We start from the raw sequence: 23,238 nt of genomic DNA, 5'->3' as shown, positions 1-23,238 counted from the left end.
CGTGTCATGCGTCGATTGCTCGCCGTGACCACGGTCCTGGCCTCCGTTGTCCTGCCGGTCGGCAGCGCCTCAGCTGACGTCCCGTTCGCGTCCGCGATCTTCAAAGCGACCCACAACAGCTACTCGGGTGACGTGGACGGCACCAAGCACTCCATCCCGTACCAGCTCGACCACGGTGTCCGGTTCGTCGAACTGGACGTCCACGACAACGGGTACGACACGAACCGCGACTACGCCATCGGCCACAGCAGCCCCGGCGACCTGGTCGACCACAACGGCAACCCGGCGGCCAACACCCTGCGGGACTGGCTGGGCGTGGTGAACGGCTGGTCGGCGGCGCACACCACGCACGCCCCGATCGTGGTCATGCTGGACCTCAAGGACGACCTGACCGACAACCAGTCGTTCGCGGCGGGCAACATGACCGCGTTGAACAAGGAGCTCACCGACGTCTTCGGCCCGCGGCTGCTGCTCGCCAAGGACTATCCGGGCGCGCTGCCGTCGGTCGACACACTGCGCGGCCGGGTGCTGGTGCTGTTGTCCGGCGACGGCGGCAGCCGTACCGAGTACAAGCGCGATGTCGGCTACAACCCGGCGGTCGCGTTGAACGGCCGAGGCCAGATCGTCGAGGTGCACGACTCGGGTGGCGGCGGCCTGTGGTACTGGACCGGGACGTACGGCGCGGACGGCCGCGTGACCTGGCTGCGGCACGGCAAGTACGACAACGGCCAGACCCCCGCGGTGGCGTTGAGCGACAACGGCACGCTCGTCGAAGTCCACCAGTCGCAGTCGCTCAGCACGCTCTGGTACCACGTCGGCCATCTCGACAGCAACGGCGAGATCACCTGGTCGGCCAGCCACCAGTACGACAACGGCGTGCTACCCACCCTCGTGTTCACCGGCGCGAACACCCTGCGTGAGGTCCACAAGAGCCAGTCCAACAGCCAGAACTGGACCTGGAACGGCACCCTGAACGGCGACACGGTGTCCTGGACGGGGAACGCGAAGACCTCGGATCCCCGATACAACAAGGCATTCGCGGCCCGCGGCAGCACATCGGTGTCGGTGTGGACAGGCGCCGACGGGGCGACGTCCGCCCAGACCCTGCGGTACTCCACCGACCGCGTCTTCGGCGACCGGATCCGTTACCAGCAAACGGCTTTCGACGAGTTCCAGGACGGCGACAGCGCCGAACTGCAGCAGGGTGCGGTGTTCTACGCGGCGCCCGCGACCGATTCGTCGTTCATCGTCTCGGCCCGACAGTCCGGCAAGATCGTGCGCGGTTGGGACTTCGACTCGGCGTCGGACGCCACCAACCCGTTGGCCAACTACCCGGCCACCAACCAGCCGTGGACGTCCTGGTACGCCTCGTTGACCAGCGGAGCCGTGCAGTAGGAGCCGCTACGGCCCGTTGAGGCCAGGGAGCCAACTCTCTGGCCGGCCGCTTTCGGTGAGCACGTGCTGCCAGTCCTGGAAGCCGTCCGGCGCGTCCGCGGACCATGGCCAGTGGCCCTGTGGGGTGGGCACGATCAGCTGCAGCGCCGGGAAGTCGCCTTTGCGGTACAGGACGAACGCGCTGCCGAAGTACTCCAGGTAGTGGCCTTTGGCGACGCGTTCGACCGTGATCGGGACGCCTTCGAAGAAGTCGTCGTAGATATGGCCGGGGAGGAAGCGTTCGCCTCCTTTGGCGCGCTCCAGGTACAGGTGGATCAGGGTGTTGCCCATGCCTTCGGGCAGGCCGAGGACCACTGCCTCGGAGACGCCGAACCGGCGCCACGCGCCGACCGAGAACGTGTAGCCCGCGCCTTCCTGGTCCGGGGGCACGTCGATCACGACAGTGCCGTTGGTCTCGGTTTCCCGGACAATCCAGTCACGGAACCGCTGCTCGTCAGGGTTGAGTGGCGCTGGGGACACGGCCGCCATTCTGCCTGGTCACCCGTTCGGGCGATAACCCGGTGGTGGTTGCTGGGTCTGCGCCGGATACGGCTGCTGGTACTGCTGTGGGTCCTGCGGCTGCTGCTGGTACTGCTGGGGCTGGGCCTGGTATTGCTGAGCCTGGTACTGGGCAGCCTGCTGTTGGTAGTCCTGGGCCTGGTACGGCGCGGCCTGCTGGTGGTACTGCTGTGGGTCCTGCTGGTACTGCCCTGGTTGTGGATACTGCTGTGAGTCCTGTTGGTACTGCCCTGGTTGCTGGTACTGCGCTTGCTGGTACTGCTGCGGGTATCCCTGGTAGGGCTGGTATCCGGCTCGTTGCCTGGCCGCGGCGGCCTTCATCTTGCCGAAGGCGAACAGGATGAAGCCCAGGACGAGCAGCGCGGCGATGAACCCGGCGATCACGCCCGGGAAGGCGCTCTTCTTCGGGTTCAGGAAACTGCCGTACATCCGCAGGTCGGCGGCGATGTAGTAGACCAGGTACGCCAGCGGGAAGCTGAGCCACGTGATCGGGTGCCACCACTTGGCCGCGGCCTGGTTGCGGCCCACCGCCAGGTAGTCGACGAGCACCAGCAACGGCGTGATCAAGTGCTCGAACAGGGACCACGTGGCGTCCAGGCTGCCGCCGATGATCGCCAGGTAGGTGACGCACACCAGGATCAGCAGGATCACCATGGATCCACGCCACCACGGCGACTTGGGTTCGTGCCGTCGGCCGCCGGTGAACACCGGGTACAGCAGCAGGCCCAGGTACACGATGCCGACGAGCAGGCTGGCCTGCTGGCTCAGTGCCGGCAGCAGGTTCGACGCCTTGCCGCGGCTCATCGCCGAGAAGAACCCGACGCACGCGCTGATCACGATGAGTAGTCGCCAGACGCTCACGCCGACCAGGACCCCGGGCGCGACCCGGGGCCCTGCCGGCTGAACCTGCTGGTAGGGCTGTTGTTGGTAGTTCATCCCGCAATCCCCCAGGACTGTGCCTTGATCACAACCGGCACAGTGTTACACGCGCGGGCTACCTACGCATCGACAGCAGCCAAAATGTCGTCGCTCACGTCGAAGTTCGCGTATACGTTCTGCACGTCGTCGCAGTCCTCGAGCGCGTCGATCAGCCGGAACACCTTGCGGGCGCCGTCGACGTCCAGGGGCACCGACACCGACGGCAGGAAGCTCGACTCCGCCGACTCGTAGTCGTAGCCGGCTTCCTGCACGGCCTTGCGGACCGCGACCAGGTCGGTGGCCTCGGAGACGATCTCGAAGCTGTCGCCGAGGTTGTTGACCTCTTCGGCACCGGCGTCGATGACGGCCATGAGCACGTCGTCCTCGGACAGGTCGCCCGTGGGCATCACCACGACACCCTTGCGGTTGAACAGGTACGACACCGAGCCCGGGTCGGCCATGTTGCCGCCGTTGCGGGTCATCGCGGTCCGGACCTCACCGGCCGCGCGGTTGCGGTTGTCAGTCAGGCACTCGACGAGCACCGCGACGCCGCTCGGGCCGTAGCCCTCGTACATGATCGTCTGCCACTCGGCGCCGCCCGCCTCTTCACCGGCGCCGCGTTTACGGGCGCGCTCGATGTTGTCCAGCGGGACCGAGTTCTTGCGCGCCTTCTGCATGGCGTCGTACAGCGTGGGGTTGCCGTCCGGGTCGCCCCCGCCGGTCCGCGCGGCGACCTCGATGTTCTTGATCAGCTTCGCGAACAGCTTGCCACGCTTGGCGTCGAGGGCGGCCTTCTTGTGTTTCGTCGTCGCCCACTTGGAGTGGCCGCTCATTTCTCCTCCGTTGCTCGAAGCGCCAGTCAGGACGCCCGTACCATCTGCGTGAACAGCCGGTGCACCCGCCCGTCGCCGGTGAGTTCCGGGTGGAAGGCGGTCGCGAGCACGGACTGTTGCCGAACCGCCACGATCCTACCGGCGGCGGCTCCGGCGGTCGGGGTGTCCGGGACCGTGGCGAGCACTTCGACCTCCGGCGACACCGACTCGACCCACGGCGCGCGGATGAACACCGCGTGTAGCGGGCCGCCGTCGACCCCGGTGAAGTCCAGGTCCTCCTCGAACGAGTCCACCTGCCGGCCGAACGCGTTCCGGCGCACGATCATGTCGATCCCGCCGAGCTGGTGCTGGTCGGGCCGGCCGTCGAGCACCTTGGCGGCGAGCATGATCATGCCCGCGCACGAGCCATAGGCCGGCAGCCCGGCCGCGATCCGCGCCCGCAACGGCTCCAGCAGCTCGAACGTCTCCAGCAGCCGGGACATCGTGGTCGACTCCCCGCCGGGCAGCACGATCCCGTCGAGCGCCGCGATCTCCTCCGGCCGCCGCACCAGCTGGACCCGCACGTCGCACTCGGCCAGGGCGGCCGCGTGCTCCCGCACGTCGCCCTGCAGAGCGAGCACGCCGACAAGTGGCTGTGTGGACAAAGGTGGCCTTCCCTCCCGAACGCCTTCCTCCCAGTTTAGAAGGCCACCGGTCGGGCCGGCGTAGGCGGTGGCGAGTTCGGGCTTTCGGCGGCGGGTGAGGTTGTGGACGCCGGCAGGGGTGCCGACGGTGTCCGCGGTGGGCAGCATCGGGAAACGTCGAGATCAGTCCACCGGAATTCGCCACAAATCGTTGCTCGGTGACATTTGGCAAATACCCGATGATCAGGCAACTTCCCGGCTTTTCGGGCGTCTCGTCTACATCTTTGGAGTTTTCACCCTCTCTCGAGGGGAGTCGAGAAATGATCATTCGAACTGTCAGCTTGATGGTCGGCGCGATTGTCGCCGTGGTTCTCGCGGTGCCGATGGCCGCGGCGGCCACCGCCCCGTACTGCGGGATCACGTGGGGCTCGCTGCCGAAGTCGGCACCGTCCACTGTGTCCGCCGAGTTGGTCGGCCTCCGGGCCGGCCAGCACGACTGCTATGACCGCCTGGTGTTCGACTTCCGTGGAGCGGTCGACGGATTCAATGTGTCCTATGTGGACCAGGTGACGATGGATCCGAGTGGCGCGCCGGTGCCGTTGCGCGGTGGTGCGAGGCTGGCGATTGTGCTGCGCGCGCCGGCCTACGACCAGAACGGCAACCCCACTTATGTGTTCGCCAATCCCGCCGAGTTGGTGAACTTGGCCGGGTTCCAGACCTTCCGGCAGGCGGCCTGGGCCGGTTCGTTCGAGGCGGTCACCACGGTGGGGTTGGGTGTCCGGGCCCGGCTGCCGTTCCGGGTGTTCACGTTGCCCGACCGGATCGTGGTGGACGTGGCGCATTTCTGGTGACGGTACGAAGAAAGCGCCTGGCCCCCAGGCCAGGCGCGTTCGCTTCGGGGCGAGCTACCAGCCGCGCTCGGCGAGGCGGTGCGGCTGCGCGATCTCCTCGACGCTGATGCCGACCATGGCCTCGCCCAGGCCGCGGGAGACCTTGGCGATCACGTCCGGGTCGTCGTGGAACGTGGTGGCCTTCACGATCGCCTCGGCGCGCTGGGCCGGGTTGCCGGACTTGAAGATGCCGGACCCGACGAACACGCCCTCCGCGCCGAGCTGCATCATCATGGCCGCGTCGGCCGGGGTGGCGATGCCGCCCGCGGTGAACAGCACGACCGGCAGCTTGCCGAGCTCGGCGACCTCACGGACCAGCTCGTAGGGCGCCTGGAGTTCTTTGGCGGCAACGTAAAGCTCGTCCTGCGACATGGTCTGCAGGCGGCGGATCTCGGCGCGGATCTTGCGCATGTGGGTGGTGGCGTTGGAGACGTCACCGGTGCCGGCCTCGCCCTTGGAACGGATCATCGCGGCGCCTTCGGTGATCCGGCGCAGCGCCTCGCCGAGGTTGGTCGCGCCGCACACGAAGGGCACGGTGAACTGCCACTTGTCGATGTGGTTGGCGTAGTCGGCCGGGGTGAGCACCTCGGACTCGTCGACGTAGTCGACGCCGAGGGACTGCAGCACCCGCGCTTCGACGAAGTGCCCGATCCGGGCCTTGGCCATCACCGGGATGGACACGGCGGCGATGATGCCGTCGATCATGTCCGGGTCGCTCATCCGGGACACGCCGCCCTGCGCGCGGATGTCCGCGGGCACGCGTTCGAGCGCCATCACGGCGACCGCGCCGGCGTCCTCGGCGATCTTGGCCTGCTCGGCGGTGACCACGTCCATGATCACGCCACCCTTGAGCATCTCCGCCATGCCGCGCTTCACACGGGCGGTCCCGGTCTGCTGGACCGTGTCAGGGCTGGTGGTCACGGCTGTCGGCTCCTTTTCGGTCATGTGTCGTTCACCTGGAATCCTACGGCGGACGTGGCCCGCTCAAACGGTCCAATCCCATGCGATATCGCCAGGCCACTTCATCGAAACCCCAGGTTGTGGCCGCCGCCACCGGAGTAACCCCTACCCACGCCCCCTGTGGCCGACTCGGTTGGGGGCTTGTCCCCGACCTGCGAACGGGTGTGAGATCGAGCACATTGTGTCCTGCATCTGAACACGGTCTGTGCGGGAGGTTGATGGCAATGGCGCAGAAAAACGCCGAGAACTCAGACGCCGGAGCCGCGGTCGCTGTAAACGACCCGGCCAACGTGCGCAACGTCGTCCTGGTGGGACCGTCCGGTTCCGGGAAGACGACACTGACCGAGGCACTGCTCACGGCCGCGGGTGTGCTGTCCCGCGCCGGCTCGGTCACCGAAGGCACGACAGTCTGCGACCACGACCCTGCCGCGGTGCGCCAGCAGCGGTCGGTGGGACTGTCGGTCGCGCCCCTGATGTACGAGGGTGTCAAGATCAATCTGATCGACACACCTGGCTACGCCGACTTCGTGGGCGAGCTGCGGGCCGGCCTGCGAGCCGCCGACGCGGCCCTGTTCGTGGTCTGCGCGGCCGAAGGCGTGGACGCGGCCACGGTCGCGGTATGGGAGGAATGCGCCGCCGTGGGGATGCCGCGTGCGGTGATCGTCGCGCGGCTGGACCACCAGCGGGCCGACGCGGAGGCCGAGATCGCCGCGTGCCAGCAGGCGTTCGGCGCCGGGGTGCTGCCGTTGTACCTGCCTGCCAAGAACGGCCTGGTCGGGCTGATCACGCAGCGGTTCTTCGACTACTCCGACGGCTACCCGCCGAAGGTCGGCGAGCCGGACCCGGCGGACCTGGCGCGGATGACCGACGCGCGCAACGAGCTGGTCGAGGGGATCATCGCCGAGAGCGAGGACGAGACCCTGATGGACCGGTACCTCGCCGGGGAGGATCTCGACCAGGACGAGCTGATCGCGGACCTGGAGAAGGCCGTGGCGCGCGGCTCGTTCCACCCGGTGATCCCGGTCTGCGCCACCACCGGCCTCGGCCTCGCGGAAGTGCTCGACGGCATCAAGCGGGCGTTCCCGTCACCCCTGGAACACCCCCTGCCGATGGTCACCGACCCCCATGGCAAATCGCTGCCCGCGTTGGCCGCGGACCCCGACGGGCACCTCGCGGCAGAGGTCGTACGGACCGCTGTCGACTCGTACGTCGGACGAGTGTCGTTGGTACGCGTGTTCTCCGGGACGCTACGGCCGGAGCGTCCAGTTCACGTGTCCGGGCATGGAATGGCCGAGCGCGGCCACGAAGACCATGACGTTGACGAACGTGTCGCGCACATCTACTCCCCTCTCGGCGCAACCCTGCGCGAGGTGCCGTACTGCGTCGCGGGCGACCTGTGCGCGTTGACCAAGGTCGGTTCCGCCGAGACGGGTGACACGGTGTCCGCGCCGGAATACCCGGTGCTGATGGCCCCGTGGCAGATGCCCGAGCCGTTGCTGCCGGTGGCGGTCGTCGCGAAGACGCGCAGCGACGAGGACACCATGGCCCGCAACCTCGCGCGCCTGGTCGCCGGCGACCCGACACTGCGGTTGGAACGCAACGCCGAGACCCACCAGCTTGTGTTGTGGTGCATGGGTGAGGCGCACGCGGACGTCGTGTTGGCGCGGCTGCGGTCGGGCGGGGCCGATGTGGACACCGAGCCGGTGAAGGTGGCGTTGCGGGAGACGTTCGCCGGTCAGGCCAAGGGACACGGGCGGCACGTGAAGCAGTCCGGCGGGCACGGCCAGTACGCGGTGTGCGACATCGTCGTGGAGCCGTTGCCGCGCGGCTCGGGCTTCGAGTTCGTGGACAAGATCGTCGGCGGCGCGGTCCCCCACCAGTTCATCCCGAGCGTGGAGAAAGGCGTCCGGGCGCAGCTGGAACGCGGCCTGGAGGCCGGGCATCCGGTGGTGGACATCAGGGTCACGCTCGTGGACGGCAAGGCGCACAGCGTGGACTCGTCGGACGCGGCGTTCCAGACCGCCGGCTCGATCGCGTTGAAGGAAGCCGCCGCCAACGGCCGCGTCAGCCTCCTCGAACCGGTCGACACGGTGACCGTCCGGCTGCCCGACGACCATCTCGGCACGGTCCTCGGCGACCTGTCCAGCCGGCGCGGCCGGGTGCTGGGCACCGAGGCGGACACCTCACCCGGGTATTCGGTGATCCGCGCGGAGGTGCCGGCGACCGAACTGATCCGGTACGCGATCGACCTGCGGTCGCTGAGTTCGGGCTCGGCCACGTTCACCCGCGAGTTCAGCCGCTTCGACCCGCTGCCACAGAACCTGGTGGCCGGCGTCGCGCATTAGGTCCTACCGAACGGACCGGGTCTGACCGTCCCATTCGGATTCGAGGAGGTCCGGCAACAGGTCGGCCAGCTGGACGGGATAGACGACATCACTGGTGGTGCGGAGGTCCGCCGCGCTCCACCAGCGGTGTTCGTCGATCGTGTCCAGCTCGATCTGGTTGAACCCGGCGGTGTCGATCTCCGTCTGCATGGTCGTGGCCAGGAAGAACCACTCGTCGGCGTCGTAACTGCGGCCGTCGAAGCTGAACACCGCGCGCCGCCGCCACACCGGACCGACGAGTTGGTCGTCCGGCAGCTCCAGGCCGGTCTCCTCGCGCAGCTCCCGGTGCGCGGCCGTGCGGAGTTCCTCGCCCGTCTCCACACCACCGCCGACGGTGAACCAGAACGACCCGCCGTCGTCCACGCCGTGGAACAGCAGCACGCGGCCGTCGGCGTCCAGCAACAAGATCCGCGCGGCCGTCCGGGCCAATGGGGCCACGCTGCCGTTCAGTTCGGGTTCGGCGATCTCGAAGTACTCCGGCCTCGGCGCGGTCCCGGCCAGCCGCAACCACCGGACCATACGGCGTCGGCGTTGCAACAGCGTGTCCCGTACGGCGTCGTTGTGCACGCGCCGCGCGATGACCACGCGCTGCTCCGCGTCGACGAGCTCCGCTGCGAGCGCCAACGGCAACCGTGATCGTTCCACCGCCGCGAGTTCACGCGTCAACTCGTTCTCCGCTGCCTCACGGTCAGTGCGTGGCGTCCGCTCGGCGTGATCCGCGATCTCCAGCAGTGAGCCAGGCGCGACACCGGTCGCCACGACCGCACGCGCCACGACCGCACGACGCGCCAACGCGGCCTCCAAGGCAGCCCATGCCGCGTCGGTCTTGATGTGCAGACGGTCCAAGCGGTTAGCGGTCGCGTACAGCCACAGGATCAGCACCAGCACGACAAGCGCGATGAGCAGAGGAAGCATCACAACGCCTCGATGACGTGCCGCGGATCGGCCGCGATCGCCGCCTCGTACACCCGGAGCACCTGGTCGGCGATGACGGACCAGTCGAACTGGGCGACCCGGCGGTTGCCCTCCGCCGCCAACGTCGCCCGCCGCGCCGGGTCGGCCAGCAGCCCGCGCAACGCCTCGGCCAACGCGGTCGAGTCCCCGACTGGGGTGAGCACACCCGCTTTGTTGTCGTCCAGGACCCGCCGGAACGCGTCCAGATCGCTTGCCACGACAGGGGTTCCCGCCGCCATCGCCTCCAGCAGGATGACGCCGAAGCTCTCCCCGCCGGTGTTCGGCGCGCAGTACACGTCCACGCTGGCCAGCGCCCGTGCCTTCGTCTCGTCGTCGACCTGACCCAGCAGGTCGATCCGGGCGGCCAGTTCGGGGCCGGCCTCGCGCCTCAGGTCGTCCTCGTCGCCCCGGCCGACCACCAGCAGCCGCAGGTCCGGCATGTGCGGCACGAGCCGGCGCATGGCCGCGAGCAGGATCGGCATTCCCTTGCGGGGCTCGGTGAACCGGCCGACAAAGCCCACTGTCGGCCCCTGGCGCGGATATCCGTCGAGTGGCCGGGCGCCGGCGAAGAACCCGACGTCGACGCCGTTGGGGATCTGCACCGCGTCCCCGCCGAGATGCTCCACCTGCACCCGTCGAGCCAGCGCGGACACCGCGATCCGCGCGGAGATCTTCTCCAGGAACGGCTGCAGCACGATCTGGAACGCGTTCAACGCCCGCGACTTCGTCGTCGACGTGTGGTAGGTCGCCACGATCGGGCCGTCCGCGACGATCAACGCCAGCAGCGACAGGCTCGGCGCGATCGGTTCGTGCAGATGCACCACGTCGAAGTCGTGATCCCGGATCCACCGCCGCACCCGCGCGTACGACACCGGCCCGAACGACAGGCGCGCCACCGAACCGTTGTACGGAATGCTCACCGCACGCCCGGCCGGCCGGACGAAATCCGGCAGTGGCGTGTCGTCGTCGGCCGGAGCGAGGACGTCCACCTCGTGCCCGAGCCGCCGCAACGCGCGCGCCAGGTCGACGACGTGCGCCTGCACCCCTCCGGGAACCGCGAAGGAGTACGGGCACACAAGCCCGACCTTCATCCGGCGCTCAACGCCGCACGCCGGGCTTCCGGCAGGTCGGCGACCCACAGTTTCTGCAGCATGTGCCAGTCGGCGGGGTGTGCCGCGATGTCCGCGGCGTAGTGGTCCGCCAGCCGCTGGGTCGCCGCGGGCGCGTCCGCCCGGGACTCGACCAGCTGCGGCGAGTGGAACCGAACAGTCCAGCCGTCGCCGTCGAACAGGTTGTCCAGGACCATCAGCGTCGCGCCCGTGCTCGCGGCGAGCCGCGCCGGCCCGGCCGGCATCCGGGTCTCCTCGCCGAAGAACGTCACCGGGGTTCCCATCCGGGTCAGGTCCCGGTCGGCGACCAGGCAGATCACCCGGTTCTGCTTCAGCCGCTCCACCATCACCCGGTAGGGCGAGGTTTCGCCGCCGGTCAGCGGCAGCACCTCGAACCCGAGGGACTCGCGGTACGCCAGGAACCGCTCGTACAGCGACTCCGGCTTGAGCCGTTCCGCGACCGTGGTGAACCCGTCGCAGTGGTGCGCGACCCAGATGCCGGACGCGTCGAAGTTCCCGGTGTGCGGCAGCGCGACCACCAGGCCGTTGCCCCGGGCCAGCGCCTTGTCGACCAGGTCCCGGCCGACGACGGTCTCGTCCATCCGCCGGGCGATGGCCTTGGCGTCCATCGCCGGCAGCCGGAACGTCTCCTTCCAGTACCGCGCGTACGACCGCATGGCCGCGCGGACCAGGTCGTCCAGTTCCTGCGGCGACGCCTGCGGCACGACCCGTCGCAGGTTGCGGCGCAACTGCCGGACACCCCCGCCGCCACGGCGGACCGCCAGGTCGGCGGCGAGCCGGAACGCGGACGTGGCCAGGCCCTCCGGCAGGCTCTTCACCAGGCCCCAGCCGGCCGCGTACGCGCTGTCGACGATCCGTTCCTTCACTGGGCCTCCTTTTGTGCTGACTGCCAGACCGCCACGAGCCGCTGGAAGATCGTGATCACCGACAGCACCGCGAGCAGCCACAGGGCCACGTGCAGGGCGTAGGGCACCCCCAGGCCGACCAGGCCGGTCCCCACCAGGGTGATGATCAGCCGCTCCGCCCGTTCGACGATACCCACATCGGCGTGCAGCCCGGACGCCTCGGCCCGCGCCTTGACGTACGAGATGACCTGGCCACTGACCAGGCAGATCAGCGCGGCGGCGGTGAGGACGTCGTTGTGGGCGACCACCGCGCACCACCAGACGACACTCGCGCCGAGCACGCCGTCGGCGATCCGGTCACAGCTGGAGTCCAGCACGCCGCCGAACTTCGTGCCGGTGCCCTTGGCCCGCGCCATGGCGCCGTCCAGCAGGTCGAGCATGGCGAACCCCCAGACCACGAACGTGCCGGTGAGCAGCTCGTTGCGGGGGAAGAACCAGACCGAGCCGAGCACCGCGCCGAGGGTGCCGATCACGGTCATCGCGTTCGGGGTGAGCCCGATCTTGACCAACCGGGCCCCGATCGGATCGGTGACACGCGAGACGGACGCGCGGGCGAAGATGTTCAGCATGAGGTCTCGGCGGGCACCTGATCACGGGGCAGTGGGGCGTGCCAGAGCCTAACCGCTGGCGGACCCGGCTCTGAACTCCGCCTCCAGCTCGGCTTTGGCCACGTCGCACTTGGGGGTCAGACCGTTCTGGATCGCGGTGGTGATCTGGTCCAACTGGTCGAGCTGCTCGTCGGTGAGCATGTCGAACAGGTGCTCACGGACGGTGGTGACGTGGTTGGGCGCGGCCTTCTCCAGTACCTTGAACCCGGCGTCGGTCAGCTCGGCGAACGAGCCGCGCTTGTCGCTCTCGCAGGCGCGCCGCCGTACCCACCCGGCTTCCTCCAGCCGGGACACGGCGTGCGACAGCCGGCTGCGGGACGACCGGCACATCTCGGCGAGCTCGCTCATCCGCAGGGAACGGCCGGGCATCTCGGACAGCACCGCGAGGATCTCGAAGTAGGCCAGCGGCATGCCGGAGTCCCGCTGCATCTGGCGGTCGAGATGGTCCATGAACATGCCCGTTGCGGTGAGGTACCCACGCCAGGTCACCTGCTCGCGCGTGGTCAGCCACCGGACGTCGGTCATGTCACCATCCTACCCCATTGTTGAACTCTCAACTTCATCGCGCTAGGGTCTCGGCTGAAAGTTGAAACTTCAACCGACTTGGGAGTAAGGATAGCGATGAGCACCCCTACCGTCACCATCCCCGGCTACCTCACCGGCACCTGGACCATCGACCCGATCCACTCGGACGTCTCGTTCATCGTCCGCCACCTGGGCGTCTCCAAGGTCCGTGGCCAGTTCAACACGTTCACCGGCGAGATCGTCACCGCCGAGGACCCGCTCGACTCCAAGGTCAGCGCCACGATCGAGGCCGCGTCCTTCCACACCCGCCAGGAGCAGCGCGACAACCACGTCAAGAGCCCGGACTTCCTGCACGTCGAGGAGTACCCCGAGCTGAACTTCACCTCCACCGGCGTGCGGCACGACGGCGAGAACTTCCTGCTCGACGGCGACCTGACGGTCCGCGGCGTGACCAAGGCGGTCACCCTGAACCTGGAGATCAACGGCTTCGGCGAGGGCCCGGACGGCTCCCCTGTCCTGGGCATCTCGGCGTCCACCGAGATCAGCCGCAAGGACTTCGGCGTCCACGGCGGCGCGGCCGGCGCCATGGTCAGCGACAAGATCCAGATCCTGCTGGAGGTCGAGGCCAAGCGGGGTTAGGTTTTCCGCCACGCCTCGGCGAGGAGGTTGCGGGTCTCGGCCAGGAGCTGGGGCAGGACCTTGGTGTGGCCGATCACGGGCATGAAGTTGGCGTCGCCGCCCCATCGCGGCACCACGTGTTGGTGCAGGTGGGCGGCGATTCCGGCGCCGGCGATCACACCTTGGTTCATCCCGATGTTGAAGCCGTGCGGCGCCGACACGTCCCGCGCGACCGTCATCGCCCGCTGGGTGAACTCCGCCAACTCCAGGGTCTCGGCCACGGTCAGGTCCGGGTACAGCGCCACATGCCGGTACGGCACGACCATCAGGTGACCCGGGTTGTACGGGTACAGGTTGAGCAACGCGTACACCGACTCGCCGCGCGCGATGATCAGCCCGGCTTCGTCGTCCATCTCGACGACCTTGCAGAACGGGCAGCCCTCGCTGGCGTCGTCGTCGGGTTTGTTCTCGCCCTTGATGTACGCCATCCGGTGCGGGGTCCACAGCCGTTGCAGGGCGTCCGGGATGCCGACACCCTGCTGCTCGACCAGCTCCGAAGGTTCCGTCACAGGGTCGCCTGGACGGTCTCGGCCGTCGGCGAGCTGTTCTCCCGCCGATCGATCCACGCCCTGACCGTCTCCACCGCGCGGTCCACCGGCACGCCGTTGATCTGGGTGCCGTCCAGGAACCGGAACGACACCGCGCCCGCCTCCACGTCCTTCGCGCCGGCCAGCAGCTGGAACGGCACCTTCTGCAGGGTGTGGTTGCGGATCTTCTTCTGCATCCGGTCGTCCGACAGGTCCAGCTCGACGCGGACACCGTTGGCGCGCAACGACTTCGCCACCCGCTGCAGGTGCTCGACGTGCTCGTCGGCGATCGGGATCCCGACCACCTGCACGGGCGCCAGCCACGCCGGGAACGCGCCCGCGTAGTGCTCGGTCAGCACGCCGAAGAACCGTTCCACCGACCCGAACAGGGCCCGGTGGATCATCACCGGCCGCTGCCGGGTGCCGTCCGCCCCGGTGTACTCCAGCTCGAACCGTTCCGGCAGGTTGAAGTCGACCTGGATGGTGGACATCTGCCAGGACCGGCCCAGCGCGTCCTTGGCCTGCACGGAGATCTTCGGGCCGTAGAACGCGGCGCCGCCCGGGTCCGGGACCAGTTCGAGCCCGGAGTCCTCGGCCGCCACGCGCAACGCCTCAGTGGCCTTCTCCCACACCTCGTCCGACCCGACGTACTTCTCCTCGTTGCGGGTCGACAGCTCAAGGTAGAAGTCGTCGAGGCCGTAGTCGCGCAGCAGGTTCAACACGAACGTCAGCAGCGACTTCAGCTCGTCCTGCACCTGCTTGGGGGTGCAGAAGATGTGCGCGTCGTCCTGGGTCATGCCGCGCACCCGGGTCAGGCCGTGGATCACGCCGGACTTCTCGTACCGGTAGACCGAGCCGAACTCGAACATCCGCAGCGGCAGCTCGCGGTACGACCGGCCGCGCGAGCGGAAGATCAGGTCGTGGAAGGGGCAGTTCATCGGCTTGAGGTAGTAGTCCTGGCCGGGCTTGCGGACCGTGCCGTCCTCGTTCAGCTCGGCGTCCAGGTGCATGGCCGGGTACATGCCGTCCCGGTACCAGTCCAGGTGCCCGGACACCTCGAACAGGGTGCCCTTGGTGATGTGCGGCGAGTAGACGAACTCGTAGCCCTCTTCCTCGTGCCTGCGCCGGGAGTAGTCCTCCATCGCCCGGCGGATGACGCCGCCCTTGGGGTGGAACACCGCGAGGCCGGAGCCGATCTCGTCGGGGAAGCTGAACAGGTCCAGTTCGGTGCCGAGCTTGCGGTGGTCGCGTTTCTCGGCCTCGGCCAGCAGGCGCACGTACTCGTCCAGCGCCTCCTGCGACTCCCACGCGGTGCCGTAGATGCGCTGCAGCTGCGGGTTCTTCTCGCTGCCACGCCAGTACGCGGCGGCGGACCGGGTCAGCTTGAACGCCGGGATGTACTTGGTGGTGGGCACGTGCGGGCCGCGGCACAGGTCGCCCCAGACCTGGTCGCCGGAGCGCGGGTCGAGGTTGTCGTAGATGGTCAGCTCGCCGCCGCCGACCTCCATCACCTCACTCGTATCCACGTCCGACTTGATGTCGACGAGTTCGAGCTTGTACGGCTCGGCCTTCAGTTCCTGCTTGGCGGCGTCGACGGACTCGACCACGCGGCGGGAGAACCGCTGGGCGCCCTTGATGATCTGCTTCATCCGCTTCTCGAGGGCCTGCAGGTCGTCCGGGGTGAACGGCTTGGGCACGTCGAAGTCGTAGTAGAAGCCGTCCTTGATGGGTGGGCCGATGCCCAGCTTGGCCTCGGGGAACAGCTGCTGGACGGCCTGCGCGAGGACGTGCGCGGTCGAGTGCCGGATCACGCTGCGGCCGTCCTCGGTGTTCGCCGCGACGGCCGCCACCTCGACGTCCGCGTCCGGCGACCACGACAGGTCGCGCAGTTTGCCCTGCGCGTCCTTGACCACGACCACGGCGTCCGGGCCCTTGGTCGGCAACCCGGCCTCCCGCACGGCGGTGCTCGCCGTGGTCCCCGCCGGAACCACCACGCGCTCGGCGGGTGCGGCCAGGACGGCGGGAGGATTGGACACGGTCGTGCTCCTTCGCTGTGGGGTGTCGGCGGTGGCCGCCGGGGTGGATCGTATCGAGTCGCCGGTGATCAGGGCCTGGCGCGCCCCTGTTACCCAACCGACAGGTTTCGCTCAGGCAACGCTCAGCTAACTGGGTGAACCTGGACAAGTCACCGAAATACCACGCAGGACCGGGAGTCCCAGTGTCCGACGAACCCAGCAAGCCCGAGCAGCCCGCAGTGCCGGACGCAGCCGATGCTCCCGACCATGCGCCCAAGCCGGACGTGGCCGACCAGGCCACTGCCCAGCTCGCCGCGGAGGGCCAGCCCCAGGCCCCCGCGGGCGAGCCCAACGTGACCGGTCAGCAAGGACCGGTCACGGCGGCCGGGGCGGCGGCACCTCCTCCGCCGCCGCCCTACCACGCCCCACCCCGCCCGCCGGGCGGCTTCGGCCGGTTCGTGCGGCACCGGGCCACCCAGATCGTCGCCGCGGGCCTCGCCGGCCTGGTCATCGGCGGCGGCGCGATCGCGCTGATCAACCACGGCGGCAACGGCCGTCCAGTCCCCGCGCACGGCTTCCGAGGCGACGGCTACCCGCGCGGCGGCCCTGGTTTCGGCCCGTACGGCGGACCTTACGACGGTCCGTACCGGGCTCGTCCGCCGCGCAAGGCGCCGCCTCCTCCGGCCAGCGCCACGCCGCAGACACCGGGCACGCAGACACCGCCCAGCGGAACGCCGACACCGCCGAGCGGCACGCCGACACCACGCTAGAGAGGCTCAGCCGAGCATCGCTTTCATCTGGCTGATCTCCTTCTGCTGGGTGGCCAGCACGTCCTGGGCCATCTCCTCGACGAACACGTCCGATCCCGTCTGCAGCAGATCCGCCGCCATCGTGATGGCGCCTTCGTGATGCGTCGTCATCAGGCGCAGGAACATCGTGTCGAAGTCCGGACCGTTCGCCGCCCGCAACGCGGCGAGCTGGTCCGGACTCGCCATGCCGGGCATCGGGTCCCGCATCTCGTGTGCGGGTGCCTTGACCTTGGTGAGCCACGCCTGCATCGCCTTGATGTCCGGCCCCTGGGTGTCGGCGATCCGGCTGGCGATGGCCTTCACTTCGTCCCTTGCGGCTCGGGTGGGCACGAGCGCGGTCATCTCGATCGCCTGCTGGTGGTGCGCGATCATCATCGTCACATAGCGGACGTCCGCCTCGTTGAACGCCGGTTTCTGTTGCGCGGCACTGGCTTTGTCCGCCGGCAGGGTCCTGGCCGGTTCGCCGGGGAGCCCGGGGACGATCACGTCCGGCTTGTCCGCCGAGGACGCCGCCGTGCATCCGGTGAGAACGGACAACACGAGTAAAGAGATCGTCACGCACGCCCCGATGGACCTCACGGCTGTTGACGCTACCGGACGTCCCACCAGGCGCTTCCCTACTTTCGGATGCTGTCTGTGAGTAAACCGCTCCTCATACTGTGATTTACCAACTTCCGCGTGGAGGAGCTGCCGTGAAGTCGAGTGGCAGAACGCTCGCGCTCTTGGGCACGGTGGTCGTCAGCTTGTCGGTGGTGCTGGGCACCCCGGCTTCGGCCGCCGACGACGGGATCCCAGGAGTCGATCAGATCAGGCACAGCTGGAACGTGCGGGACGTCGCGAACGTGCCGAAACACGCGCCGTTCGACACCCTGGACGCACTGGACAGCGACCTGGCGTTCACCGGGGACAAGGTGATCGCCGGCAACTACAACGGTTTCACCATCTACGACATCCACAACCCGCGCAAACCCAGGATCCTCAGCCAGGTCTCCTGCCCTGGCTCCCAGAACGACGTGTCGGTGTTCGGGAACCTGCTGTTCGTGTCGACCGACTCGTCCCGCAGCGACTCCTCGTGCAACAGCACTTCGTTGCCCGCTTCGGAGAAGCAGGCCTGGGAGGGCATGAAGATCTTCGACATCAGCGACGCCCGGTCGCCGAAGTACATCGCGGCGGTCGAGACGGACTGCGGCTCGCACACCCACACCCTCGTGCCGGACAAGACAGGCCGGAACGTCTACCTGTACGTGTCGTCGTACGCCCCGAACGCGACGTTCCCGGACTGCTTGCCGCCGCACGACTTCATCTCGATCATCAAGGTCCCGCTCAAGGACCCGACAGCCGCAGCCGTGGTCGCCAAGCCGGTGCTGTTCCCGGATGGCGGCAACCCGGGCGCGCCGCTGCCGTGGCCGGGCCCGACCGTGTCGACGACGTCCGGCTGCCACGACATCACCGTGTACCCGTCGAAGGACCTGGCGGCGGGCGCGTGCATGGGTGACGGCATCATCTTCGACATCTCCAACCGGGAGAACCCCAAGGTGATCGACCGGGTCGAGGACAACGCGCACTTCGCGTTCTGGCACTCGGCGACCTTCAACAACGACGCCACCAAGGTCGTCTTCACCGACGAGCTCGGCGGCGGCGGGCGGGCCACCTGCAACACCACGATCGGCCAGGAACGCGGCGCGGACGGCATCTACGACATCACCGGCCGCGGCGCCAAGCGCAAGCTCGAGTTCCGCAGCTACTACAAGATCCCCCGGCCGAACACGGACACCGAGAACTGCGTGGCGCACAACGGCTCGCTGATCCCGGTCATCGGCCGCGACATCATGGTGCAGGCCTGGTACCAGGGCGGCGTGTCGGTGTGGGACTTCACCGACTCGGCCCATCCGAAGGAGATCGGGTTCTGGGAGCGCGGCCCGCTGTCGGCGACCCAGGCGATCATCGGCGGCTCCTGGTCGGCCTACTACTACAACGGGTACGTCTACTCCAACGACATCCAAAAAGGACTGGACGTCCTGCAGATCACCGACCCGCGGGTGTTCACGGCCAAGTTCGTGCACCTCAGGGACATGAACGCGCAGACCCAGCACCACAACTGGTAGCGTTCGAGGCATCGCCTGGTCCGGGCCGTCCCCTAGGGGCGGCCCGGCACCTTTTCCAGGGGCCGTACCTGATGTCCGGCGACGCCGGCACCTCTACCGTCATCATCCGTGAACCTCATCGAGACCGAGTCACTGGAGAAGCGGTACGGCGGCAAGGTGACCGCGCTGGCCGACCTCACGGTGACCATCGAACCCGGCATCGTCGGCCTGGTCGGTGCGAACGGGGCCGGCAAGAGCACGTTGATCAAGCTGGCCCTTGGCCTGCTCACGCCGACCGCCGGCCGCATCCGAGTCCTGGGGCTGGACCCGCTCGTGGACGGCGACATCGTCCGGGCTCAGGTCGGTTACATGCCCGAACACGACTGCCTGCCGCCGGACATGTCCGCGGCGGAGTTCGTCACGCACATGGCGCGGGTCAGTGGGCTGCCGCCCGCGGCCGCCCGTGAGCGTGCCTCCGAGACGTTGCGGCACGTCGGCCTGTACGAGGAGCGCTACCGCCAGATCGGTGGCTATTCGACGGGCATGAAGCAGCGGGTCAAGCTCGCGCAGGCCATGGTGCACGATCCGGAGCTGCTCCTGCTGGACGAGCCGACCAACGGTCTCGACCCGGAGGGCCGCCGGCAGATGCTGGCGCTGGTGCACCGGATCGGCACCGAGTTCGGCATCTCGGTGGTGGTCTGCTCGCACCTGTTGGGGGAGATCGAGCGGATCTGCACGGCCCTGGTCGCCATCGACGGCGGCCGGCTGCTGCGGTCGGCGTCGCTGTCCTCGATGACCCAGCACAGCGACATGCTGATGGTGGAGGTCGACGACGGTGAGGACGCGCTCGCGGCCCAGCTCAGCGGCGCCGGTCTCGCGGTCCGCCGCAAGGACCGGGTGCTGATGGTGACCCTGGCCGGGGACGACACGTTCGACACGATCCGCGACGCGGTGGCCGACCTGGACCTGTCGCTGCACCGGCTCGAGCAACACCGTCACCAGGTGGCGGACCTGTTCCGGGAGGAGGCCAGCCATGTCTGAGGCGGGTGTCATTCATGACATCGGATACCAGCGGTACGAGGGGGCGCGGCTGGGCCGCCGGTACTCGACCTGGTCCATCTACGTCCACAGTGTCCGGACGGCGTTCGGGATCGGCCGGACCGCCAAGGCGAAGCTGCTGCCGATCGGCCTGTTCGCCCTGGCGAACCTGGCGTCGCTGATCCTGGTCGTGGTCGGCAGCCAACTGCCTGAGCCGCCGGTCAGCTACGTGGGTCTGGTGTCCACGTTCTCGATCGCGATCACCGCGTTCGTCGCGATCGTGGCGCCCGAACTGGTCTCGCGGGACCTGCGGAACACGGCACTGCCCCTGTACTTCTCCCGGCCGCCGCACCGGACCGACTACGCGCTGGCCAAGCTCGGCGCGTTGGCCACGGCCGCGTTCGTGATGTACGCGGGACCGCTGCTGCTGATGGTCATCGGCACGTCGTTCAGCACGAAGGACGGCTTCGGCGGCGTCATGGACCAGTTCGGCGACCTTGTGCCGGGGGTCGGCGCGGCCGTCATCCACTCCATCGTGATCGCGGCGATCGCGCTGCCGCTCGCGGCGCTGACCGGCCGGCGGGTGTTCGCCACCGGCCTGATCATCGGCGTGTTCCTGCTGACCGCGCCGATCTCCAGCGCGTTGCAGCACTTCGGGCGACACGGCGACGGCCGGTACCTGGCCGGTCTGCTGAACCCGGTCAACCTGATCAACGGCGTCGACATGTGGCTGTTCGGCCAGACCAACGGACTCACCGTGGAAGTGGGCGGCTACGGCCCGGTCTACGGCGTCGTCGCGGTCCTGCTGGCCGCCCTCGGCACCGCACTGGTGATGTGGCGATACAAGAAGGTGAACGCATGACCACCGTTGTCGTGGACCGGAAGGTCAATACTGAGTCCACAGTGGAGCTCACCGGGGTCTCGCACTGGTACGGGAACGTGGTGGCGGTCAACGACGTCACGCTGACCATCGGCCCCGGCGTGACCGGGTTGCTCGGCCCGAACGGCGCCGGCAAGACGACCGTGCTGCACATGATGGCCGGGTTCCTGCCGCCGTCGCAGGGCACGGTCACCGTCGGCGGACAGTCCGCCTGGCGCAACCCGGACGTGTACCGGGACCTGGGCCTGGTCACCGAACGGGAGAGCGTCCCCGGCTACCTGACCGCGTGGGAGTTCGTCCTGGCCAGCGCCAAGCTGCACGGCCTGCCGAACCCGGCGGCCGCGGCCGAGCGGGCGATCGGCATCGTCGAGATGCAGGACGCCAAGGACCGCCGCATCTCCACGTACTCCAAGGGAATGCGGCAGCGGTCGCGGGTCGCCGCGGCCCTCGTGCACGACCCGTCGGTGCTACTGCTGGACGAGCCGTTCAACGGCATGGACCCACGTCAGCGCATGCACATGATGGACCTGCTGCACCGGATGGCGGACGAGGGCCGGACGATCCTGTTCAGCTCGCACATCCTGGAGGAGGTCGAGCAGCTGTCCGGGACCGTGCAGGTGATCGTGGCCGGCCGGCTGGCCGCGTCCGGCGACTACCGGCACATCCGGCGGCTGATGACCAACCGGCCGCACGTCTTCATGATCCAGTCGTCGGACAACCGCGTGCTCGCGACCCTCCTGATGGGACTGGAGTCGGTGTCCGGGGTGGAGCTGGAACCAGCCGGCCTGCAGGTCCGCGCGAACGACTACGGCACGTTCACCCGCACGCTCAGCAAGGTCGCGCGGGACAAAGGCATCCGGTTGACGGCCGTGCTGCCGTCGGACGAGTCCCTCGAAAACGTCTTCTCCTACCTGGTGGCGTCATGAACCTCACGATCGCCGGACTGACCGCACGGGCGTTGCTCGGCCGGCGCCGGATCCTGTTGCTGCTGCCCATGCCGGTGGTGCTGATCGGGTTGACCCTGATCGGCACGAGCACCGGTGTCGAGGTCGACCAGTGGGCCCCGAACGTGCTCGGCGACCTCGGCATGGGGGTGATCCTGCCGCTGACCGCGTTGATCGTCGGCAGCAGCGTGCTCGGCCTGGAGATCGAGGACGGCACGATCACCCACGTGCTGGCCAAACCGGTGCCGCGCAGCGAGATCATCACCGCCAAGCTGGTGGTGGCGTGGGTGGTGACCACGGTGACCACGGCCGTCCCGCTGGCGGTCGCCGGCCTGCTCGTCTCCACCGGCGGGTTCGCCGTCGGGCTGGCGTTGGGCGCGGCAGTCGGGGCGCTCGCGTACACCGCGTTCTTCCTGGCGTTGAGCCTGATGTCGCGCCGGCCGGTCGCGATCGGCCTGATCTACATCATATTGTGGGAGAACCTGCTGGTGAAGTTCGTCAGCGGCGCCCGGGTGCTGAGCATCCAGCAGTACGCGGTGAGCCTCGCCGACGGTCTGTCGCCCAGCAACCTGCTCAACTCGGACGTCGCGCCGCTCACCGCGGCCATCCTGGCGGCGGCGTTCGTCGCGCTGGGCACCGTGGTCGCCACGTCCCGGCTGCGGTCGTTCGCGTTGACCGGCGAGACGAGCTGACCCTTTATCCTTGGATCCATGGCGGAGCTGGGCGTTGCCGACACCAACGGCATCCTGGCGCTGCCATGGATCCAGCCGGAACGCACCAGCGCCGGCCTCGGCTGGGAGCACGTGTTCGTGTCCAAACAGCACGAGGAGCCGTTCCAGGCCACGTTCGCGCCGGCCAGGACGCACCAGCTGATCCTGCACCTGGCCGGTCCGGTGGCCGTCCGCCGGGGCGGCGCGGCGCCACGCCGGGTGCAGGCCGGTGGCCTCTTCCTCCAGCCGGCGCACGGTGACCTGGCCGTGGAGCTGTGCGGCCCGCTGGACACGTTGCACGTCTACCTGGCCGACACGGCTGTCCAGGACGTGCACGAGGGGCCGGTCGAACTGGCTGAGGAACTGGGTGTCAACGATCCGCTGGTCGAGCAGCTCGCGCTGGCGTTGGACACGACCGCGCGGGACTGGGAGCCCAGTGCGCGCACGTACGTCGACCAGCTGACCTCCCTGCTCGCCACTCGTCTGGTCCGCGAGCACAGCGCGACCCGCAAGGCCCGTGCGGTTCACTCGAACGGCTTGTCCGAACGCCAGTTCACCCAGGTGCGGGACCTGTTGGCGGACCGGATCGCCGAACCGGTGCCGTTGGCGGACATGGCCAGGGTCGCCGGCCTGTCGGTGAGCCAGTTCTCCCGCCAGTTCAAGGCGACGGCCGGCGTCGCACCGCACCGGTTCCTGCTCCGGATGCGGGTCCGGCAGGCCGAACTGCTGCTGCGGACGAGTTCGGTGCCGATCGCGGAGATCGCGGCCCGGTGCGGGTTCACCCACCAGGAGCACATGACCAGGGTGATCCGCGCCCAGCTCGGCACCACCCCGGGGGCGCTGCGGCACGGCTGAGCGTTTCATGCAGTG

The 23,238-nt window shown here is 68.6% G+C and carries 24 protein-coding genes; 11 read left to right on the top strand and 13 right to left on the bottom strand.

Features of this window, described 5'->3' with window-relative positions:
• The first annotated feature begins 6 nt into the window (after window positions 1–6).
• Window positions 7–1,395 (top strand): phosphatidylinositol-specific phospholipase C domain-containing protein, encoded by a 1,389-nt coding sequence (locus tag EV192_RS45880; RefSeq protein WP_132125052.1) that lies wholly within the window; start codon window positions 7–9, stop codon window positions 1,393–1,395.
• A gap of 6 nt (window positions 1,396–1,401) precedes the next feature.
• Here EV192_RS45880 and EV192_RS45875 read toward each other — a convergent pair whose 3' ends face one another.
• From EV192_RS45875 to pdxT, 4 genes are all read right to left on the bottom strand, one after another.
• Complete coding sequence (locus tag EV192_RS45875; RefSeq protein ID WP_132125051.1) at window positions 1,402–1,923, bottom strand: DUF4262 domain-containing protein; 522 nt, start codon at window positions 1,921–1,923, stop codon at window positions 1,402–1,404.
• A gap of 9 nt (window positions 1,924–1,932) precedes the next feature.
• Window positions 1,933–2,889 (bottom strand): hypothetical protein, encoded by a 957-nt coding sequence (locus tag EV192_RS55140; RefSeq protein WP_207926777.1) that lies wholly within the window; start codon window positions 2,887–2,889, stop codon window positions 1,933–1,935.
• 62 nt (window positions 2,890–2,951) lie between these two features.
• A complete protein-coding gene (locus tag EV192_RS45865; protein ID WP_132125050.1) occupies window positions 2,952–3,704 on the bottom strand; it encodes a YebC/PmpR family DNA-binding transcriptional regulator in 753 nt (250 codons plus the stop codon).
• A 26-nt stretch (window positions 3,705–3,730) separates the two neighbouring features.
• The gene (pdxT, locus tag EV192_RS45860) at window positions 3,731–4,348 is read right to left on the bottom strand and encodes a pyridoxal 5'-phosphate synthase glutaminase subunit PdxT (protein ID WP_132125137.1); all 618 of its coding nucleotides are present in this window, start codon (window positions 4,346–4,348) and stop codon (window positions 3,731–3,733) included.
• A gap of 299 nt (window positions 4,349–4,647) precedes the next feature.
• On the opposite strand from pdxT, the gene EV192_RS45855 reads away from it, so the two are divergent.
• Entirely contained in the window at window positions 4,648–5,178 is a 531-nt protein-coding gene (locus tag EV192_RS45855) for an AMIN-like domain-containing (lipo)protein (protein ID WP_132125049.1), read from the top strand.
• Between the two features lie 54 nt (window positions 5,179–5,232).
• On the opposite strand, the gene pdxS is transcribed toward EV192_RS45855, so the two are convergent.
• Window positions 5,233–6,162 (bottom strand): pyridoxal 5'-phosphate synthase lyase subunit PdxS, encoded by a 930-nt coding sequence (gene pdxS, locus EV192_RS45850; RefSeq protein WP_132125048.1) that lies wholly within the window; start codon window positions 6,160–6,162, stop codon window positions 5,233–5,235.
• A 239-nt stretch (window positions 6,163–6,401) separates the two neighbouring features.
• On the opposite strand from pdxS, the gene EV192_RS45845 reads away from it, so the two are divergent.
• A complete protein-coding gene (locus tag EV192_RS45845; RefSeq protein WP_132125047.1) occupies window positions 6,402–8,522 on the top strand; it encodes an elongation factor G-like protein EF-G2 in 2,121 nt (706 codons plus the stop codon).
• Between the two features lie 3 nt (window positions 8,523–8,525).
• On the opposite strand, the gene EV192_RS45840 is transcribed toward EV192_RS45845, so the two are convergent.
• From EV192_RS45840 to EV192_RS45820, 5 genes are read right to left on the bottom strand one after another with little or no spacing between them, the layout of a single operon-like run.
• Window positions 8,526–9,476: an NUDIX hydrolase gene (locus EV192_RS45840; RefSeq protein ID WP_132125046.1), complete on the bottom strand. Its 951-nt coding sequence runs from the start codon at window positions 9,474–9,476 to the stop codon at window positions 8,526–8,528.
• Window positions 9,476–10,606 (bottom strand): glycosyltransferase family 4 protein, encoded by a 1,131-nt coding sequence (locus EV192_RS45835; protein ID WP_132125045.1) that lies wholly within the window; start codon window positions 10,604–10,606, stop codon window positions 9,476–9,478. Before EV192_RS45835 ends, EV192_RS45840 begins: the two co-directional genes overlap by 1 nt.
• A complete protein-coding gene (locus EV192_RS45830; RefSeq protein WP_132125044.1) occupies window positions 10,603–11,511 on the bottom strand; it encodes a phosphatidylinositol mannoside acyltransferase in 909 nt (302 codons plus the stop codon). Before EV192_RS45830 ends, EV192_RS45835 begins: the two co-directional genes overlap by 4 nt.
• Window positions 11,508–12,119, bottom strand: a complete 612-nt coding sequence (gene pgsA, locus EV192_RS45825) for a phosphatidylinositol phosphate synthase (protein ID WP_132125043.1) — start codon at window positions 12,117–12,119, stop codon at window positions 11,508–11,510. Before pgsA ends, EV192_RS45830 begins: the two co-directional genes overlap by 4 nt.
• Before the next feature lie 48 nt (window positions 12,120–12,167).
• A complete protein-coding gene (locus EV192_RS45820) occupies window positions 12,168–12,683 on the bottom strand; it encodes a MarR family winged helix-turn-helix transcriptional regulator (protein ID WP_132125042.1) in 516 nt (171 codons plus the stop codon).
• 96 nt (window positions 12,684–12,779) lie between these two features.
• On the opposite strand from EV192_RS45820, the gene EV192_RS45815 reads away from it, so the two are divergent.
• Entirely contained in the window at window positions 12,780–13,322 is a 543-nt protein-coding gene (locus EV192_RS45815) for a YceI family protein (RefSeq protein WP_132125041.1), read from the top strand.
• On the opposite strand, the gene EV192_RS45810 is transcribed toward EV192_RS45815, so the two are convergent.
• Window positions 13,319–13,870, bottom strand: a complete 552-nt coding sequence (locus EV192_RS45810; protein WP_132125040.1) for an HIT family protein — start codon at window positions 13,868–13,870, stop codon at window positions 13,319–13,321. The genes EV192_RS45815 and EV192_RS45810 overlap by 4 nt on opposite strands.
• Window positions 13,867–15,882 (bottom strand): threonine--tRNA ligase, encoded by a 2,016-nt coding sequence (gene thrS, locus EV192_RS45805; RefSeq protein WP_132125136.1) that lies wholly within the window; start codon window positions 15,880–15,882, stop codon window positions 13,867–13,869. The genes EV192_RS45810 and thrS overlap by 4 nt, the downstream gene beginning before the upstream one ends.
• A gap of 224 nt (window positions 15,883–16,106) precedes the next feature.
• Between thrS and EV192_RS45800 the strand changes: the two genes are divergently transcribed.
• Entirely contained in the window at window positions 16,107–16,673 is a 567-nt protein-coding gene (locus tag EV192_RS45800; RefSeq protein ID WP_207926773.1) for a hypothetical protein, read from the top strand.
• Window positions 16,674–16,679: 6 nt separating this feature from the next.
• Here EV192_RS45800 and EV192_RS45795 read toward each other — a convergent pair whose 3' ends face one another.
• Entirely contained in the window at window positions 16,680–17,291 is a 612-nt protein-coding gene (locus EV192_RS45795; RefSeq protein WP_207926771.1) for a DUF305 domain-containing protein, read from the bottom strand.
• 113 nt (window positions 17,292–17,404) lie between these two features.
• On the opposite strand from EV192_RS45795, the gene EV192_RS45790 reads away from it, so the two are divergent.
• The 6 genes from EV192_RS45790 (at window position 17,405) to EV192_RS45765 (ending at window position 23,223) form a co-directional block, all read left to right on the top strand.
• Window positions 17,405–18,817 (top strand): LVIVD repeat-containing protein, encoded by a 1,413-nt coding sequence (locus tag EV192_RS45790; protein ID WP_132125038.1) that lies wholly within the window; start codon window positions 17,405–17,407, stop codon window positions 18,815–18,817.
• A 108-nt stretch (window positions 18,818–18,925) separates the two neighbouring features.
• Window positions 18,926–19,837, top strand: a complete 912-nt coding sequence (locus EV192_RS45785) for an ABC transporter ATP-binding protein (protein ID WP_132125037.1) — start codon at window positions 18,926–18,928, stop codon at window positions 19,835–19,837.
• Window positions 19,830–20,696, top strand: a complete 867-nt coding sequence (locus EV192_RS45780) for an ABC transporter permease (RefSeq protein WP_132125036.1) — start codon at window positions 19,830–19,832, stop codon at window positions 20,694–20,696. The genes EV192_RS45785 and EV192_RS45780 overlap by 8 nt, the downstream gene beginning before the upstream one ends.
• Window positions 20,693–21,640, top strand: a complete 948-nt coding sequence (locus EV192_RS45775) for an ABC transporter ATP-binding protein (RefSeq protein WP_132125035.1) — start codon at window positions 20,693–20,695, stop codon at window positions 21,638–21,640. Before EV192_RS45780 ends, EV192_RS45775 begins: the two co-directional genes overlap by 4 nt.
• Window positions 21,637–22,350, top strand: coding sequence for an ABC transporter permease subunit (locus tag EV192_RS45770; protein WP_132125034.1), 714 nt, complete (start codon window positions 21,637–21,639; stop codon window positions 22,348–22,350). The genes EV192_RS45775 and EV192_RS45770 overlap by 4 nt, the downstream gene beginning before the upstream one ends.
• An 18-nt stretch (window positions 22,351–22,368) precedes the next feature.
• On the top strand, window positions 22,369–23,223 hold the full coding sequence (locus EV192_RS45765; protein WP_132125033.1) for an AraC family transcriptional regulator: 855 nt from the start codon (window positions 22,369–22,371) through the stop codon (window positions 23,221–23,223).
• Window positions 23,224–23,238 lie beyond the last annotated feature (15 nt).

It is taken from the genome of Actinocrispum wychmicini, from assembly GCF_004345645.1.
Lineage (GTDB): Bacteria > Actinomycetota > Actinomycetes > Mycobacteriales > Pseudonocardiaceae > Kibdelosporangium > Kibdelosporangium wychmicini.
This window is presented reverse-complemented; position numbering and strand designations above follow the sequence as displayed.

Bases quoted from the DNA above. Each gene is read 5' to 3' on its own strand.
- EV192_RS45880 (WP_132125052.1), top strand. From the start codon at position 7: ATGCGTCGATTGCTCGCCGTGACCACGGTCCTGGCCTCCGTTGTCCTG.
- EV192_RS45875 (WP_132125051.1), bottom strand. From the start codon at position 1,923: ATGGCGGCCGTGTCCCCAGCGCCACTCAACCCTGACGAGCAGCGGTTC.
- EV192_RS55140 (WP_207926777.1), bottom strand. From the start codon at position 2,889: ATGAACTACCAACAACAGCCCTACCAGCAGGTTCAGCCGGCAGGGCCC.
- EV192_RS45865 (WP_132125050.1), bottom strand. From the start codon at position 3,704: ATGAGCGGCCACTCCAAGTGGGCGACGACGAAACACAAGAAGGCCGCC.
- EV192_RS45855 (WP_132125049.1), top strand. From the start codon at position 4,648: ATGATCATTCGAACTGTCAGCTTGATGGTCGGCGCGATTGTCGCCGTG.
- pdxS (WP_132125048.1), bottom strand. From the start codon at position 6,162: ATGACCGAAAAGGAGCCGACAGCCGTGACCACCAGCCCTGACACGGTC.
- EV192_RS45845 (WP_132125047.1), top strand. From the start codon at position 6,402: ATGGCGCAGAAAAACGCCGAGAACTCAGACGCCGGAGCCGCGGTCGCT.
- EV192_RS45840 (WP_132125046.1), bottom strand. From the start codon at position 9,476: ATGCTTCCTCTGCTCATCGCGCTTGTCGTGCTGGTGCTGATCCTGTGG.
- EV192_RS45835 (WP_132125045.1), bottom strand. From the start codon at position 10,606: ATGAAGGTCGGGCTTGTGTGCCCGTACTCCTTCGCGGTTCCCGGAGGG.
- pgsA (WP_132125043.1), bottom strand. From the start codon at position 12,119: ATGCTGAACATCTTCGCCCGCGCGTCCGTCTCGCGTGTCACCGATCCG.
- EV192_RS45820 (WP_132125042.1), bottom strand. From the start codon at position 12,683: ATGACCGACGTCCGGTGGCTGACCACGCGCGAGCAGGTGACCTGGCGT.
- EV192_RS45815 (WP_132125041.1), top strand. From the start codon at position 12,780: ATGAGCACCCCTACCGTCACCATCCCCGGCTACCTCACCGGCACCTGG.
- EV192_RS45780 (WP_132125036.1), top strand. From the start codon at position 19,830: ATGTCTGAGGCGGGTGTCATTCATGACATCGGATACCAGCGGTACGAG.
- EV192_RS45775 (WP_132125035.1), top strand. From the start codon at position 20,693: ATGACCACCGTTGTCGTGGACCGGAAGGTCAATACTGAGTCCACAGTG.
- EV192_RS45770 (WP_132125034.1), top strand. From the start codon at position 21,637: ATGAACCTCACGATCGCCGGACTGACCGCACGGGCGTTGCTCGGCCGG.
- EV192_RS45765 (WP_132125033.1), top strand. From the start codon at position 22,369: ATGGCGGAGCTGGGCGTTGCCGACACCAACGGCATCCTGGCGCTGCCA.